This is a genomic window from Hydrotalea sp. GW822-HT8A01 (assembly GCF_058798575.1).
In genome coordinates this window covers 898,308-915,309 of sequence record NZ_CM179506.1, presented here as the reverse complement: position 1 = coordinate 915,309, position 17,002 = coordinate 898,308, and the positions used below count along the sequence as shown (strand labels likewise).

Sequence of the window (17,002 nt, the reverse complement as noted above, 5' to 3'; positions counted from 1 at the left end):
ATAGCTAATATTTAATAACTTTAAAACGCATTTATGAAAAGAAGTATGATTTGTTTGGCAATTTTATTAGCGGTTTTTTGTACAAATCCGTTATTGGCACAACGTAAAACTGAAAATGTGGTTATTGTAACCTTAGACGGATTACGTTGGCAGGAAGTATTTAAAGGGGTAGATTCTTATTTATTGGCCGACAAAAACTATATGCACGACAGCGACTATATAGCTGAAAAGTTTACAGCGGTAACACCCGCTGAAAGCAGGGCTAAATTATTTCCTTTTCTTTGGTCTACTGTTGAACAACGGGGACGGCTTTATGGCAACCGTTTATATGAGAATGATATGAACGTAGCCAACCGCTACCATTTTTCATATCCGGGATACAATGAAATAATGACCGGTTATCCAGACACAACGGTTAATTCAAACGATAAAATCAAAAATAAAAACGAAAATGTTTTAGAGTTTTTGAATAAGCAGAAGGGATTCAACGGAAAAGTGGCTGCCTTTTCTACCTGGGATGTGTTTCCTTATATTTTAAATAAATGGCGGAGTGGCATTTATGTAAATTCAGATACAGATACCTTGCATTTTAAAAACAGTAACTTAGCATTAATTAATGATATGCAGTTTTTAACGGCACAGCCCTTGAGTGTGCGCCCGGATATTTTAACTTATATGGCAGCCCGCGAATATCTGAAAGCTTATCAGCCAAAGGTATTGTATATTGCTTTCGATGAAACCGATGATTTTGCACATGGCGGAATGTATGATCAGTATTTAAAAAGTGCACATGCCGAAGATGCCATGATACACGATTTGTGGAACTATCTGCAATCCAATCCTGTATATCGTAACAAAACCACTTTAATTGTTACCTGCGATCATGGAAGAGGTGATGTAAATAAAGATAACTGGCGCAGTCATGGTTCACGTATTCCGGAATCTTCACAAATTTGGATGGCGGTAATGGGGCCGGATATTACACCGGAAGGAGAAGTAAAAACACACATGCAATTGTATCAGGAACAAATTGCTGCTACTATTGCGGCTATGTTGGGATTTCATTTTACAGCCAATCATCCCGTTGCAAAACCAATTGAGCAACTGTTACAAAAATAAACGGCATGAACAAAGAACAAATTGAACAAATGGCCCATGAAATAATTGAGTTATATAAAAAATATGGGCATGAAGATTATATAGGTGAGCCGGTTTCACAATTAGAGCACATGTGCCAATGCGCTCAACTGGCTGAAGAAGGCGGGTATGATGATGAGGTAATATTGGCTGCTTTCTTTCATGATATTGGGCATTTATATGAACACATAATGCCCGAAGGGAGTGCTGCCGGCCATATGGATAATTTTGGATTGGTGGATCACGAAAAATTAGGTGCAGCCTATGTTTTGGAAATGGGTTTTTCTTTGAAAATTGCAAAACTGATTGAATCGCATGTAAATGCAAAAAGATACCTAACTTATAAAGATCCCGAATATTATGCACAATTATCTGAAGCCAGTAAACAAACCCTTCAATTTCAGGGAGGGGTAATGTTACCTGAAGAAGCTGCAGCTTTTGAAGCAGATCCCTTGTTTCCATTATATATAGCACTACGCCGTTGGGATGAACAGGCCAAAGTAACCAACAAATCATTACCCGATTTAGAAACTTATCAGCAGCGCATCATAGAACACTTAAAACAACAAAATTAATATGCCCATTCAATTAGTAGTTTTCGATATTGCAGGAACAACTGTAGCCGATCATGGCAACATCAATCAAACTTTTAGAGATGCTTTTCAGGCAGCAGGATTAAACGTGCAACCGGATGATGTAGATAAAGTAATGGGGTATAAGAAAATAGAAGCCATTGAAATTATTCTGCGCCAATATAAACAACCTTTATTGCCCGGCCATAGCATCGAATCTATTCATACCGATTTTACCAATCGTATGGTGCATTATTATGAAACAACACCATCCTTACAACCATTGCCTTTCGCAGAACAAATTTTTTCCTGGTTAAATAGTTTGGGTATTCAGGTTGCATTAGATACCGGATTTACCAGGCCTATTACGGATGCAATTTTAAACAGATTACATTGGAATCATCATCCCGATATTGCTTGTGTAGTTTGCAGCGATGAAGTGCCCGAAGGCAGGCCGGCACCCTATATGATACAATCTATTATGGAAAAAACCCGTGTGCAGGATGCTAAAAATATAGCAAAAGTAGGTGATACGAAGGTAGATGTATTAGAAGGGCGAAATGCAGAATGTGGTATTGTAATAGCCACTACAACAGGCACATATACCGAGTTGCAACTGCGTACCTATGCTCCCGATTATATCATTCATTCACTTAATGAACTTAAGGGAATTATACAACCGCAATGGTAGTAAATTATATTAAAAAGCATCGGGAGTTTTTTGTAGCCTTATATGCTGCCGTAATTACTTTTCTTACCTATGCAACGGTATACGCCTTCCGTAAGCCTTTTACAGCCGGTACATATCATGATATGCCTGCAATTTTTGGATTGGCGTATAAAGATGCATTAGTAATTAGTCAGGTATTAGGTTATATGTTCAGTAAGTTTTATGGTATTAAATTTATTGCCGAGCTTAAACATTTTGGAAGAGGCAAGTTAATATTAATGTTAGTAGGTGTTTCGTGGTTGGCACTTTTGCTATTTGCCATTGTGCCGGCACCATACAATATTCTTTTCTTATTCATCAATGGCTTCCCGTTAGGAATTATCTGGGGAATTGTTTTTTCCTTTGTTGAAGGAAGAAAGGCAACCGACTTTATTGGAGCAGCATTAGCAGTTAGTTTTATTTTCTCCTCCGGTTTTGTAAAATCGGTAGGTAAAACTTTGATGGTGCAATTTCACATTAAAGAATTATGGATGCCTTTTGTAACCGGATTGGTTTTTGCTATACCCATGATAATACTGTTATGGTTATTAGAAAAAATTCCGCCGCCAACAGAGGCAGATAAAGCACAACGCGTTATCAGGGCTTCATTAAACAAAGCAGAAAGAAAAATCTTTTTTAAAAATTTTAGTACCGGATTGGTGCTATTGGTATTAGTATATGTAATATTAACGGTGTTTCGTGATATCCGTGACAATTTTGCGGCAGATATGTTCCGCGAAATGGGTTTTGGTAAAAATGCTGCCGTATTTACTGAAACAGAAACGCCCATTTCAATTATTGTCCTGATTTTGATTAGCAGTATGATATTTATTAAAAACAATGCACGTGCTTTTTTTATAACGCATTATTTAATTATTGCCGGTTTTATGATAGTCGGTGTCAGTTCCTGGCTTTTCTTATATCAACATTTACCGCCATTGTATTGGATGACGCTGGTGGGTTTAGGTTTGTATGTGGGCTATATTCCCTTTAACTGTATATTATTTGATAGAATGATTGCCACTTATCGGTATATGGGTAATGTAGGTTTTTTAATGTATGTGGCCGATTCGTTCGGATATTTAGGAAGTGTAGGTGTAATTATACTCAAAACATTTTTTAGTGGACATATGGAATGGTCTGTTCTGTACGGAAACGGCGTTATTATTTTTTCTGTAATAGGTGTTGCAGTTACCGCCATTGCTTTGTACTATTTTAAATCGAAATATAATAAAATAAATATTGTGTATGCCTAATCAGTCTGCAATTGTAATTGGCGCCGGTATTGTTGGGTTGGCAACGGCAAGGGCTTTGAGTTTAAAAGGATATTCCGTTACTGTAATAGAACGTAGCGAAAAAGCAGTTGGTGCATCCATTCGTAATTTTGGAATGGTTTGGCCTGTAGGGCAACCCGATGGTGTATTGTATAACAGAGCCATGCGGAGTAAGGAAATTTGGAAAGAAGTGGCAGATAGTACCAATATATGGTATAGAGAATCCGGCAGTTTACATGTTGCTTATTATGAAGATGAAATGCAGGTGCTGGAAGAATTATTTGATACCTTTCATCAAAATGGGAGGCCGGTAGAGTTAATGCGTAAAAAAGATATTATTGAGGAATTTGAAGGCGTAGTTGAATTGGGTTTATTAGGTGGTTTATACAGTGCCACTGAAATGGTGGTTGATCCACGTAAAGCTATTGCAACCATACCTGTTTATTTATCAGAATATTTAGATGTTCAGTTTATTTGGAGCAAGGCCGTGAACCGGGTAGAATCGGGTAAAGTATGGATGGGGAATGAAACCCTGCAGGCCGATTTGGTGATGGTATGCAGTGGTGCCGATTTTGAAACTTTGTTTCCAGAGGCATTTGCGGCGTTGGCTATTACAAAGTGTAAGTTACAAATGCTTCGTTATAGTGCAGGTAATGATGGTATGCATATTGGTACTTCATTATGTGGCGGATTATCTTTAATTCATTACCAAAGCTTTAAAGCCGCCGCCTCTTTGCCACAATTAAAGGCAAGATATGAAAACGATATGCCCGAATATTTAAAATGGGGTATTCATGTAATGGTTTCACAAAATGATGAAGGCGAGCTTACTGTTGGTGATACACATGAGTATGGCTTAACACTCGATCCGTTTGATGCTGCACATTTAAACAATCTGGTAATACAATATTTACAACAGTTTGCTCATTGTACCAACTGGACATTATTGCAAAGCTGGAATGGCATTTATCCTAAAATGACCAATGGTGATACCGAAGTATTTTTTAAGGCCTTGCCGGGTGTATATGTTTTAAATGGATTGGGCGGAGCAGGAATGACCCTTTCGTTTGGTTTGGCTGAAGAGAAAATAAACGAAATTGTATAGCCTTAAGAAATTTTTATTGTTTTATAAAATATTTTTCTCTTTCAAGCAGCATAATACAGCTTGAATTTCTCTTTTTCATGTTATTTGCATAAAAAATATCAATAATCATCAATTTGTAGTATGTTTATCATGATATTTATTGCTGTTGAACTATTTTAGCGCTTTCATTTGCTGTATCAAATAAACACTATTTTTAAATTTTAAATGTGTTGATATGAAAAAGATAGCCCTGCTATTTATTACCGTTATTGCTATGTTGCCATCTCATGCACAAGGTGTTGCTGCGGCCATTGCCGATGCCAATAAATTTGTTGGCAATTATTTACAACCTTTTGGCGAAGGAGAAATTTACAATATGAATCGCGGCTGGTATAGTACGGCAAGGGCTCATAAACTATTGGGTTTTGATCTTTCCGTTAGTTTACAGGCTGCTGTAGTGCCAACCGATAAACAAAATTTTACATTTAATAATGCTGATTATTCAACCTTTAAATTAAATGGCGGTGCAACGAGCGCCAGTCTGCCCACGTTTATGGGAGGCAGCTCATCACAAAGCATTCATGTAAATGTTACCGAAAACGGACAGCAGGCGTACACCGATTTTACAACCCCAACCGGTATAGGAAACGATTTTAAAAAGAATATTTCATTTTTGCCGGTATCTGTTCCACTGCCGGTAGCACAGGTGGGCATTGGTATTTTTAAGCATACCGATTTAAAAGTGCGTTACTTCCCAAAAACAGATTTAAGTAATGTTTCAATGGGCATTTTTGGCATAGGCTTGCAGCATGAATTTTCTAATTACCTGCCATTTCTTAAAAAAGTGCCATTTCTGCATTTGTCGGCTTTGGCTGCCTATAACCACCTTTCAGCCGATTATTATCCTAATTTAACCAATTCCGGTTCTGTTCGAAGCAATAATGCAGATTTGAAGTATGATATCTCTGCCTATACTGTTCAGGCCATTGCATCTGTAAAATTTTCATTTTTAGAAATTTACACAGCTATAGGTTATAATTCGGGTAAATCTAATATCAATGTAAATGGTACGTATCAGGCTACACTAAATACCAATTTTCCACCGCCGAATAACACTGTTACCATTAATGCTACCGATCCATTGGCAATGTCGTATACAGCATCCGGTATTTCAAATACATGGGGGGTTCGTTTCAATTTATTTATTCTAAAAATTTATGCCGACTATACTTTTGCCAAATACAATGGTATTGGTGCAGGGGTGGCATTTGCATTTAGGTAATGAAAGCCGGTATTTATTTGTAAAATTTAAGTAGAGTTAAAATTTTTTGAAATTGAAATGGATGGGCTTGAATAATACAATGGCATTTAATATTGATTATACCCACGTATCGGTTTTATAAATAGAGAATAGTTACTTTTATCCTGTAATGCTGCAGGATAGTCATAATAACGAACAATTATTGCAATGGTGGAGGGCAGCCAGAGAAGGTGATGTGCATGCATTTAAAGCACTGCATCATCATTTGTTCGAAGGGTTGTATGCGTATGCCTTGAAGTTGCTGGATGATGAGACCCTTTCAAACGAAGCAGTGCAGGATTTGTTTGTGAAATTATGGGTCAAAAAAAAGTCACTTCATTCCATACAGCAGGTAAAGCCATATTTTTATGCTGCTTTGCGAAAGCAGATTTTAAATTATTTTCGCGATTTAAAATTAAAAAATATTAAAATACAATTCTTTCAACAACCCAATATTGAATTTTCTCCGGAAGAAATTATTGTAAAAAAAGAAAGTGATTTTATACTGCAACAAAAAATTTCAATTCTTTTAAATCAGCTGCCAAAAAGGCAAAAAGAGGTAATTTACCTTCGTTATTTCGAAAATATGGACAATCAGCAAATTGCTGAAATTATGGGAATTAATTATCAGTCCGTTTCAAATCTCACGCAAAAAGCACTGCATAAGCTTCGAGATGCTAAAATGTTATCTACCCTCATTTCATTATCTTTTCTTTTTCAGTTTGTGAAAAATTAATCCTAAAAAAAGGGTATAAAAAATAAAATCGAGTGTCTTACACTAAAAGATTGCTATGCCCGATAATTTTTGGGAAGAAAATAGTGGCGAAAATTTTCCTTTTCAATTCAGACACAAGCCTTCAACTGAAGCTCAGCGAAATGCCAACTGGTCATCTATCGAAAATAGAATAACCGGTCAGCAGCTTCGATCCATTTATCCTATGCTGAAGCACATTCTTATCGCTGCAAGTTTTTTTCTTTTAGTTACCCTTACTTATTTTTTTGTGAATCAAAATTTGCATAGTACTGAACAGTATGCTATTGTTCAAACCGGTTTTGGTGAAATGAAAAGAATTGTTTTGCCCGATAGTACTGAAGTAATGATGAATGCAAATTCAACTTTAAAAATTCCGGCAGTTTGGGCTGATGATGCGCAACGAGAGGTATGGATAAAAGGGGAAGCTTGGTTTCATGTTCGAAAAAAAACAGTAACAAAACAGAATTTTATTGTGCATACGCCACAAACCAATGTTGAGGTTTTGGGAACTATTTTTAATATAAAAGACCGCAGAGATAAATCAGTGATTTCATTAGAGGAAGGGTCTATACAATTAATTACCGACAAAAATAAAGTACTCACGAAAATTACTCCGGGACAGGTTGCTATTGTAACAAAAGATAAAAAAATGAGTGTAGCGTCTGATAATAATGTGCGCTTTAGAAGTAGCTGGCAATTTAATGAATATCATTTTGAGCATACCAGCATTACTGATATTGCCGAGATGATACAGGATAATTATGGATACCACACTGTGATTGATGCAAAACTTATTACAACAAAATTTTTAACCGGAGATCTTACAGCAAAAAGCATTCAGGATTTTATTAAGGTAATATCTGTTGCCATGAATGTAAATATTGAAATGAAAGGAAACACCATTTATATATATCCCAAACAATAAGCATTTTAATTTTTAAAACGATTGTATTATGAGAAAAAATGTAGGAAAACTACTGCTATTGCAGCTATTACTATTTTCCATGTCTATTGGCATTGCCTTTTCAGAAACGCCAGTTCCTTTTAAAAATGGTACACTTTACCATACAATCAGGAAAGATGATACCAATAATACTAAAATGTTGGTGGATGTTCTTTCGGAACTGCGAAAGGTTTATCAGGTTGATTTTGTGTATGAAAGTAATACATTGCCCGACACCAAAGTAGCTTTTTCAATTACTAAATTTAAAAATGTAGAACAGGCGTTGAACAGCATTTTAATACCATTGGGTATTCATTATAAAAAAGTTCTGGATCAAACCTATGTTTTATTTAGTAAAAACACTAAAATTGAAACGCTCAAAGATTTGATTAATAATCCACAAATTTTACAAGCCCTTTATCAGGATCCAAATTTTACAAATGCTTCGGTACAGGCCAATGTAATAACCGGTACCGTTACCGATGCAATTACACAACAACCTTTAATAGGGGTTAGTGTGGTTGTAAAAGGTACAAATAAGGGTACTTCTACCAACAATACAGGGCAGTTTACTATTACAGCCGAAAAAGGTGCTACCATTGTATTTTCTTATGTTGGTTATGCATCAAAAGAAATTGTAGTTGGCGCAACAAACACTATACAAGTACAGCTAACGCCCGTTGATGCTCAATTAGATCAGGTTGTAGTAGTAGGTTATGGTTCACAGCGTAAAAAAGACTTAACCGGAGCTGTTTCCGTAGTTACAGCAGCCGATATTGCCGACAGACCAATTGTTGATGCAGGAGAGGCATTACAGGGAAAGGCCGCCGGAGTACAGGTGGTTTCCAATTCAGGAAAACCCGGTGCTGGTTTATCTATCAGGATAAGAGGTTCTTCTTCCATCAGTGCAGGGAATGACCCATTATATGTTGTGGATGGTATTCCAATGACGGATATTTCTTCTTTCAGTCCGAGCGATATTGAATCTATTTCTGTTTTAAAAGATGCCGCATCGGCTTCTATTTATGGTACCCGGGCAGCAAATGGTGTAGTAGTCATTACTACTAAAAAAGGAGTAGCCGGCAAATCTAAAATTGAATTTAGTACTTATTATGGTACTACCTCTCCAACTAAAATGTTGTCAGTTTTAAATGCCAAGCAATATCAGGCTTACGCAAATGAACAGAAAGGGGCTACCGTTGTAACCGATTCAATGGTGAATGCAAATAACGTAAACTGGCCTAAAGAAATTTTTCAGGATGGCACACAGCAAAATTATCAATTGTCTATTTCTGGCGGTAACGATAAATCAACCCATTATATTTCTTTAAATTATACTGATCAGAAAGGGATGATTAAACCCGCAACTTATAACCGTTTAACCGGCAGGGTGAATTTAACAACCAAAGCTAGTAGTTGGCTTACCATCATATCCAGTACAGTTCTTTCACGTTCAAAAAGTAATGATGTTACCGATAACCAAAGTGTAGCAAGAGGCGGGGTTGTTTTATCTGCTTTGGAAACTCCATTTATTATACCAAAATTTAATGCAAATGGAACCATTGGATTTAATCCCCTAACAGGGTGGGAAAATCCATATGGCGCAATTTTGGGCAGATATAATAAATCAACTGCCGACCGATTATTAACGAACTTAGGTGCCGATGTTAAATTATTAAAAGGATTGGTATTTGAATCGAGATTTGGTATTGATTATGGGAACTATACCAGCACTTATTTTTTGGATCCTTTTCTTACCATTTATGGAAGACAAACCGGAGGTCAGCAATCCAGAACCAGAACCTATAATTTAACCTGGTTAAGTGAGCAAACTTTGCACTATAACAAAAATTGGGGTAAACATCATTTTTCTGCTCTGGCCGGCTGGACAGCCCAAAACTCACATACAGAGCAAACAACTATTTCCGGGTCATTCTTAAAACCGGAATACCGGTTACTGCCCTGGGATCAGGCGTATTTAAGAGATTCTATTAAGCAACCCGGAACCACCGGAATTGATGAATGGGCTTTGATTTCATATTTAGGAAGAATTAATTATGATTTTGATGGTAAATATCTGTTTCAGGCCAATATCCGTTCTGATAATTCTTCCAAGTTTGCACCAGGAAACAGAACAGCCGTATTCCCTTCTTTCTCTGCAGGATGGCGTTTGTCGAGAGAAGCATTTATGGAAAATGTACGTGCGGTTAACGATTTAAAATTAAGAGTAGCCTGGGGCCAAAATGGTAATCAGGAAGGAATTGGCAGCTATAGTTACCTGCCTTTGTCCAGTATCAATCCGGTTACGGGTGCAGTAACTCCTGTATCCATTGCGCCGGCCAGTTTAACATGGGAAACTACATCACAAACAGATATAGGTGTTGATGCGAGCTTTTTAAATGGAAGAATTTCATTTACAGGAGATTTTTATGTGAAGAAAACCAAGAATGTATTGGTGAATTATCCTTTGCCCTCACAAGCAGGATTTGCAACTGCTCCACTCAATGCGGCAACCATGCAGAATATTGGAGAAGAGTTTCTTATTTCTACTAAAAATGTTGTAAAAGGCAATTGGAGGTGGAATTCAGATTTCAATATTTCATTCAATCAAAATAAAATATTAAATATTGGTGAAGGAGTAACCTTCCTGAATGCATTTGGCGGTGTTTATGCACGTGGTAACGCTATAGCATTGGCGCAAGGTTACGGACTCGGTGAATTTTATGGGTATGTAGCACAAGGCGTGGATCCAAATACCGGGCATGAATTGTATTTAACAAAAGATGGTAAAGCAACCGATAATCCCGCACCTACCGATAGAAGAATTTTAGGTAGTGCATTGCCCACTTTTATTTATGGGTTGAATAATACCGTTTCATTTAAAAATTTTACATTAACTGTATTTATTCAGGGTTCACAGGGCAACAAAATATTTAATGCAGGAAGGTTAGAAGCCGAGGCTATGGTAAACTCCGCTAATCAAAGTTCGGCTGTATTAAGAAGATGGCAAAAACCCGGCGATATTACTGATATTCCAGGCGTAAGTACCAATGCAACCATTAATAATTCGTTGATATCTACACGGTTTTTAGAAGATGGTTCTTATTTAAGAGTGAAAACAATTACACTCTCTTACGATATTCCAGCGAAAGTATTAAACCATATTGGTTTAAGCAGGGCTTCTGTTTATGTTTCAGGTAATAATTTGCTAACATTAACCAAATACAAAGGTTTTGATCCGGAAGTAAATTCTTATGGCAATCCCGGAAATTCAAACGACAATAGAAATATTTCATTAGGGTTAGATAATGGTGCTTATCCACAGGCAAAAATGTTCTTATTTGGTTTGAATGTTGCGTTGAAATAAAAATGATTTTCGTTGCTTATATGCCATTTTGAAAATTTAAAAATCAGGAATATGAAAAATAAAATAATAATAACATTAATTACTGGTTCGCTTGGTTGTTTCATGATTTTGCCAGGCTGCACCAAATTGTTAGATAAACAGCCCATTACACAAGTGGTAACAAATACAGGTACTAGTTCTATTACTGCTTCTCAAGCAGAAAATGCACTGTCTGGTGTTTATAATGCTGAAATTGGTTATAGTTATGGATTAGAGTTCAATGTGTTAGACAGAATTACCAATGCTGATGTTCAGTCTGATAATTGCTATGCAGGTGGTGATAATCCTGACAATATTGCCATCGATTTGTTTACAGCCAATGCAGCCAATGGCAATATCAATCGTGACTGGAAAGATGCATATGGTATTATAGCAACTGCTAATATTGCTATTGCACAGATGCAGGCATGTACAGATCCTGCTTTGTCTGCAACCAGAAAAAATCAAATTTTGGGTGAAGCCAGATTTATGCGGGCATTTACTTATTTTGATTTGGTTCGTTTGTTTGGAAGGATACCTTTAATGTTAAAGCCGGTGGATCAAACCAATTCTGAAACACTAATTAAATCTACATTGGTGCCACAATCTTCTGCTGATACTGCATACCAGGCTATTTTACAGGATTTATGGTTTGCAAAAGATAATGTACAAAACGACAATACACCTCCCAATAAAATGGTGGTAACAAAAGGTGCTGTGAATGCAATTTTGGCAAAAGTATATGCCAGCATGCCTACTCCTAATTGGGATTCTGTTGCTTATTATTGCGACCAGGTGATACCCAATTATACATTAATGCCCAACTATACTTTTTTATGGGATAATAATCATAAAAACAATAGTGAATCTATCTGGGAATTTAATTATGTAGGCTGGAGTGTGATTGGCAATTGGATACCATCTCAATTTATCGGCAGCGGCTGGAAAAAATTTGAAACACCCACCAATGATTTGGTGAATACCTTTAGAACAGAGGGTGATTCTATTCGTTTACACGCTTCTATTACTTTTGTAAATTATGGATGGTCTGATCCATATTGGAAAGATGTCAACAATTATCCTATCCTGTCAAAATATAATGATCCAAACAATGGTACCAATGATTTTTATATGATTCGTTTGGCAGATATTATTTTACTGAGAGCTGAAGCTTACAATGCCAAAGGATTAACGACCAACGCAGGTGCATTGGTGAATTTAATTCGTGCCAGAGTTAATCTGCCTCCTACAACAGCAGTTTCGCAAGGTGATATGGCATTGGCAATTGAAAAAGAAAGAAGATTGGAGCTGGCATTTGAAGGCCATCGCTGGTTCGATTTAGTGAGAACCGGAAGAGCCATAACAGTGATGAATGCACAAAAAGATGGTGCAGGTAATAATTTAAATTACAATGTTAAACCTTATCAACTGGTATTTCCCATACCGCAAAATCAAATTGATAACAATGTTTTGTTGAAACAAAATTCGGGTTACTAGTCGTTTAGGTTACATACAAAAGCACCTGCAGATTTTTGTGGGTGCTTTTTTCAGTACATTACTCTATTTTTAGATAAAGCATTTTTCAGTAGGTTGATGCAATTTTTAAATTTTATATGAAATTATACAATGAAAAAACTTTGTAAATATTTTCTGCTTATCAATTGTATGATATTGGCCATGAGTTGTTCCTCGGCTCAAAAGTCGCCTGAAATGCCTAATAGGCCTCCAAATACGGTTGTTAATTTAAAAGATTCAATATCTGTATGGCTCACCAATGCCAATGGTTCTGTGCGTTTACAACAACAAACGCCATTATATTTCGATACTGTCAATAAAACCAATTTTATTATTGTGGTTGATAGCCTGCAGCGTTATCAAACCATGGATGGGTTTGGGTATACTTTAACCGGAGGTAGTGCAACTTTAATCAATCAATTACCCAGTACACAAAAAACTGCTTTATTAAAAGAGTTGTTTGGCAACGATAACAATAGTATCGGCATCAATTATTTACGCATTAGTATTGGTGCTTCTGATTTAAATAGCCATGTTTTTTCTTATGATGATATGCCTGTGGGGAAAACCGATACCACTTTATCTGCTTTTAGCTTAGGTGTTGATACGGTTGATTTAATTCCGGTATTAAAAGCCATATTGCAAATCAATCCCAACATTCAAATTTTAGGATCGCCATGGTCGGCACCTGCCTGGATGAAAGACAATGCCGGTACCGTTGGTGGCAGTTTGCTTCCCGCTTATTATATGGTATATGCAAAATACCTGGCAAAATATATCCAGGCCATGCAACAGCAAGGCATTACCATGCATGCTATTACCATTCAAAATGAACCACTCAATCCCAATAACAATCCCAGCATGGTTATGCAGTCTGCCGATCAGGCTAATTTTATTCAAAATGCATTGGGCCCCGTTTTTAAAAAAGAAAATATTACAACCAAAATATTGTTGTATGATCATAATTGCGACAGGCCCGATTATCCTATCGCCATATTAAATAATCCTGCAGCAGCACAATATGTAGATGGCTCAGCTTTTCATTTATATGCCGGAAATATTAATGTACTATCTCAGGTGCATGATGCCTTCCCTAATAAAAATGTATATTTTACGGAACAATGGGTAGGTGCTCCCGGTGATTTCCCATCTAATTTAACATGGCATGTAGAGAATTTAATTATTGGTGCGCCACGCAATTGGAGTAAAACCGTATTGGAATGGAACCTGGCTGCTGATGCACAATATGAACCACATACTCCCGGTGGTTGTACCCAATGTTTGGGTGCATTAACGATTCAGGATAATAGCATTACGCGAAATGTGGCTTATTACATTATTGCACATGCTGCTAAATTTGTACCTTACGGTTCGTATAGAATTGCTTCAAATATGGTAAATGGCTTACCCAATGTGGCTTTTCTTACACCGGCAGGGAAAAAAGTTTTAATCGTTTTAAATACCACTGCAACAACACAGGCATTTAGTATTCAGTTTAAAAATGTATATGCTTCATCAATATTAGCATCAGGCAGTGTTGCAACTTATGTTTGGTAATGATAATCGAACTTACAAAATATGTATATGAAAAAAATATTGTTTCAAACGCTTGTTTTTTGTTTATGGTGTTTTAGCGGTGCCATGGCGCAAGCACCACGCTTTTATCAGGAAATTCAGGTATTTAAACACCAGGATAGCTTGCATTTTCCTCCGGCCAATGCCATATTGTTTGTTGGTAGTTCTTCTTTTCAAAAATGGAAGGATGTTCAGGATTATTTTCCTGAACACACTATTATTAATCGGGGTTTTGGTGGTTCTACATTGCCGGATGTAATTCGGTATGCACCCGATATTATTTTGCCCTATCATCCCAAACAAATTGTAATTTATTGTGGTGAAAATGATATTGCGGAAGATACTTCCATAACCCCACAGCAGGTATTAAGCAGGGTAAAAACATTGTTACATATTATCCGGAAAAAATATAAAAATATACCTGTTGATTATATTTCTATTAAGCCCAGCCCAAGCCGCATACAATGGCAACAAAAAATGCTGGCATCTAATATATTGATTCAAAAATATTTACAAAAGCAACCCAATGCTCGTTTTATTGATGTGTATCATGCTATGTTAAACCCCAATGGCACCATTAACGAAACCATTTTTATACATGATGGCCTGCACATGAATGCAACGGGTTATCATATCTGGCAGAAAATATTAGAGCCTTATTTGTTATAGTTTAATTTTATTGATTTGTATCCTTGGTTTTGCAGTTAAATGAATGTATTATTTTCAGATAATAATTCTATTTGTAATTAATTTGTATATTACAAGCATGAATCGATTAAGCTTGCTTTTAGTAGTGATTACAATCACAAGTTGCCACAAAGCTTCAAATTCTACTCCTGCTATTGCACCTGGCAATGTGGTAATTAATGCTGTTGTTTCTACCGATAGTAGTGGCAATGTAAATTTTACTGCTTCAGCAAGCAATGCTGTATCTTATGATTTTGACTTTGGAAATGGCATTATTCAAACCATCCCTTCCGGAATAACAACTTACAAGTATACTGCTTCAGGAACCTATACCGTGAATGTAATTGCAAAAAGCGCATCGGGCCTTACTTCGTCTGCCAACATACAAATTACCGTAGCTGTAAAATTGAATTTGGTTTGGTCAGATGAATTCAATATACCCGGAAGTCCGGATCCTACAAAATGGACATACGATTTAGGAGCCGGTGGTTGGGGTAATAATGAATTGGAATATTATACTTCACGTATTGATAATGCTGTGGTATCAAACGGAACATTAAAGATTATTGCTAAGAAGGAAAGTTATTCAGGTAGCAATTATACTTCGGCTCGCTTACTCACCAAAGGTTTATATAGTTTTAAATATGGCCGGATAGATGTAAGCGCCAAACTGCCTGCTTCAACTGGTACCTGGCCGGCCATTTGGATGCTGGGTAATAATATTTCAACTGCAGGCTGGCCTGCTTGTGGAGAAATAGATATTATGGAACAGAATGGGAAAAATAAAAATATTATTTATGGCACATTGCATTATCCCGCACAGGTAAATCAATATGGTGATGGTGCTACTACCTCTATCACCAATGCAGCAACTACTTTTCATAAATATTCTGCTATTTGGTCGCCTGCAACGATTCAGTTGCTGGTAGATGATGTGGTTTATTATACCTTACCCAACAAAAGCAGTTTCCCTTTTAATCAAAATTTCTTCATTATTTTAAATGTAGCAATGGGTGGTACATTGGGTGGAACCATAGACCCGGCATTTACCACCAACCAAATGGAAATTGATTATGTGAGGGTATACCAATAATTATTGAAATGCATTAACTTCCATTCATAAACATTGCTCTATACCAAACCTACATTCTCCCATTCAAAACCCCTTTCACCAACTTATGCAATCCTTATTTAAATGTATCGTTTTTGTGTTTTGTATACTGCATTCAGGAATAGCACAAACACAAAAAGCCCAGAAAGGAAAAGTAATTTTTTTTGATAATTTTAATACCAAACATTTAGATACGGCTAAGTGGAATATTGAAATTACCGGATTTCATGTAAACAATGAATTACAGGCCTATGTAGACTCTTTTAAAACATTGTACATAGAAAAAAACAAGCTGATATTGCAGCCATTGTATGCCCCGGGTTTTGTAACAAAAGATGGGCAACATTTTGATTTTATTTCGGCCCGAATAAATACCCGCAATAAATTTGAATTTGAATATGGCCGTGCAGAAGCCAGAATTAAATTAACCAACGGTGCCGGATTATGGCCTGCCTGGTGGATATTGGGTAATGGGCCTTGGCCGGCTACCGGCGAAATTGACATTATGGAAAATATTGGCGATGCTGCATGGGCAAGTGCTGCGGTGCACGGCCCCGGATACAGCGGTGAAACGCCATTTGTAGAACGTTACTATTTTCCAAAAAACAATGATGCTTCGCAGTGGCATGTATATGCTGTAAACTGGACGCCTGATGCAATGGTTTTTGAATATGACGGTAAACCCATGTACCGCGTTACAAAAGCCATGACAGATAAATATGGACAATGGGCTTTTAGCAATAAAAAGTTTTTGATTTTAAATTTTGCTTTGGGCGGTAATTATCCCGCAGGAGTGAATGGCGCAAAAGAGCCCTATTTTGGCCTGCCTGAAAAAACATTACAACAAATTAAGCAAAATAAGGCAAAAATGGTAGTTGACTGGGTAAAGGTTACCCAATTGGATGCACCAAAGCCTTCTGAATAAAAAAATGAGCAGTAGGAGTAGTATTCGATAA

Annotated in this window: 14 protein-coding genes; all 14 read left to right on the top strand. The window is 36.7% G+C overall.

Translation table 11 applies throughout. The features are described 5' to 3' along the window. Positions 1–33: 33 nt before the first annotated feature. The 14 genes from AC3QLY_RS04040 (at position 34) to AC3QLY_RS03975 (ending at position 16,971) form a co-directional block, all read left to right on the top strand. Positions 34–1,119 carry an alkaline phosphatase family protein gene (locus tag AC3QLY_RS04040; RefSeq protein ID WP_074419668.1) on the top strand — a complete coding sequence of 362 codons (1,086 nt, stop codon included), beginning with the start codon at positions 34–36 and terminating at the stop codon, positions 1,117–1,119. A 5-nt stretch (positions 1,120–1,124) separates the two neighbouring features. Continuing rightward, positions 1,125–1,712, top strand: a complete 588-nt coding sequence (locus AC3QLY_RS04035; protein WP_074419667.1) for an HD domain-containing protein — start codon at positions 1,125–1,127, stop codon at positions 1,710–1,712. Position 1,713: 1 nt separating this feature from the next. Next, the gene (locus AC3QLY_RS04030) at positions 1,714–2,400 is read left to right on the top strand and encodes an HAD hydrolase-like protein (RefSeq protein WP_218331076.1); all 687 of its coding nucleotides are present in this window, start codon (positions 1,714–1,716) and stop codon (positions 2,398–2,400) included. Continuing rightward, positions 2,394–3,674 (top strand): DUF5690 family protein, encoded by a 1,281-nt coding sequence (locus AC3QLY_RS04025; protein WP_218331077.1) that lies wholly within the window; start codon positions 2,394–2,396, stop codon positions 3,672–3,674. The genes AC3QLY_RS04030 and AC3QLY_RS04025 overlap by 7 nt, the downstream gene beginning before the upstream one ends. Continuing rightward, positions 3,667–4,797, top strand: a complete 1,131-nt coding sequence (locus AC3QLY_RS04020) for a TIGR03364 family FAD-dependent oxidoreductase (protein ID WP_074419615.1) — start codon at positions 3,667–3,669, stop codon at positions 4,795–4,797. Before AC3QLY_RS04025 ends, AC3QLY_RS04020 begins: the two co-directional genes overlap by 8 nt. Before the next feature lie 214 nt (positions 4,798–5,011). Next, positions 5,012–6,058 carry a DUF6588 family protein gene (locus AC3QLY_RS04015; protein ID WP_074419614.1) on the top strand — a complete coding sequence of 349 codons (1,047 nt, stop codon included), beginning with the start codon at positions 5,012–5,014 and terminating at the stop codon, positions 6,056–6,058. Positions 6,059–6,206: 148 nt separating this feature from the next. Next, the gene (locus AC3QLY_RS04010; protein WP_074419613.1) at positions 6,207–6,812 is read left to right on the top strand and encodes an RNA polymerase sigma factor; all 606 of its coding nucleotides are present in this window, start codon (positions 6,207–6,209) and stop codon (positions 6,810–6,812) included. A gap of 55 nt (positions 6,813–6,867) precedes the next feature. After that, positions 6,868–7,755, top strand: a complete 888-nt coding sequence (locus AC3QLY_RS04005) for a FecR family protein (protein ID WP_218331078.1) — start codon at positions 6,868–6,870, stop codon at positions 7,753–7,755. Positions 7,756–7,783: 28 nt separating this feature from the next. Then, entirely contained in the window at positions 7,784–11,140 is a 3,357-nt protein-coding gene (locus AC3QLY_RS04000; protein WP_492990692.1) for a SusC/RagA family TonB-linked outer membrane protein, read from the top strand. A gap of 51 nt (positions 11,141–11,191) precedes the next feature. After that, complete coding sequence (locus AC3QLY_RS03995; protein ID WP_492990691.1) at positions 11,192–12,655, top strand: RagB/SusD family nutrient uptake outer membrane protein; 1,464 nt, start codon at positions 11,192–11,194, stop codon at positions 12,653–12,655. Positions 12,656–12,784: 129 nt separating this feature from the next. Further along, on the top strand, positions 12,785–14,230 hold the full coding sequence (locus tag AC3QLY_RS03990; RefSeq protein WP_218331080.1) for a glycoside hydrolase family 30 protein: 1,446 nt from the start codon (positions 12,785–12,787) through the stop codon (positions 14,228–14,230). Between the two features lie 27 nt (positions 14,231–14,257). Then, positions 14,258–14,917 (top strand): GDSL-type esterase/lipase family protein, encoded by a 660-nt coding sequence (locus AC3QLY_RS03985; RefSeq protein ID WP_218331081.1) that lies wholly within the window; start codon positions 14,258–14,260, stop codon positions 14,915–14,917. 97 nt (positions 14,918–15,014) lie between these two features. Beyond that, positions 15,015–16,028, top strand: a complete 1,014-nt coding sequence (locus AC3QLY_RS03980) for a family 16 glycosylhydrolase (protein ID WP_492990689.1) — start codon at positions 15,015–15,017, stop codon at positions 16,026–16,028. A gap of 115 nt (positions 16,029–16,143) precedes the next feature. Next, positions 16,144–16,971, top strand: a complete 828-nt coding sequence (locus AC3QLY_RS03975; RefSeq protein WP_492990687.1) for a glycoside hydrolase family 16 protein — start codon at positions 16,144–16,146, stop codon at positions 16,969–16,971. Positions 16,972–17,002: the final 31 nt, after the last annotated feature.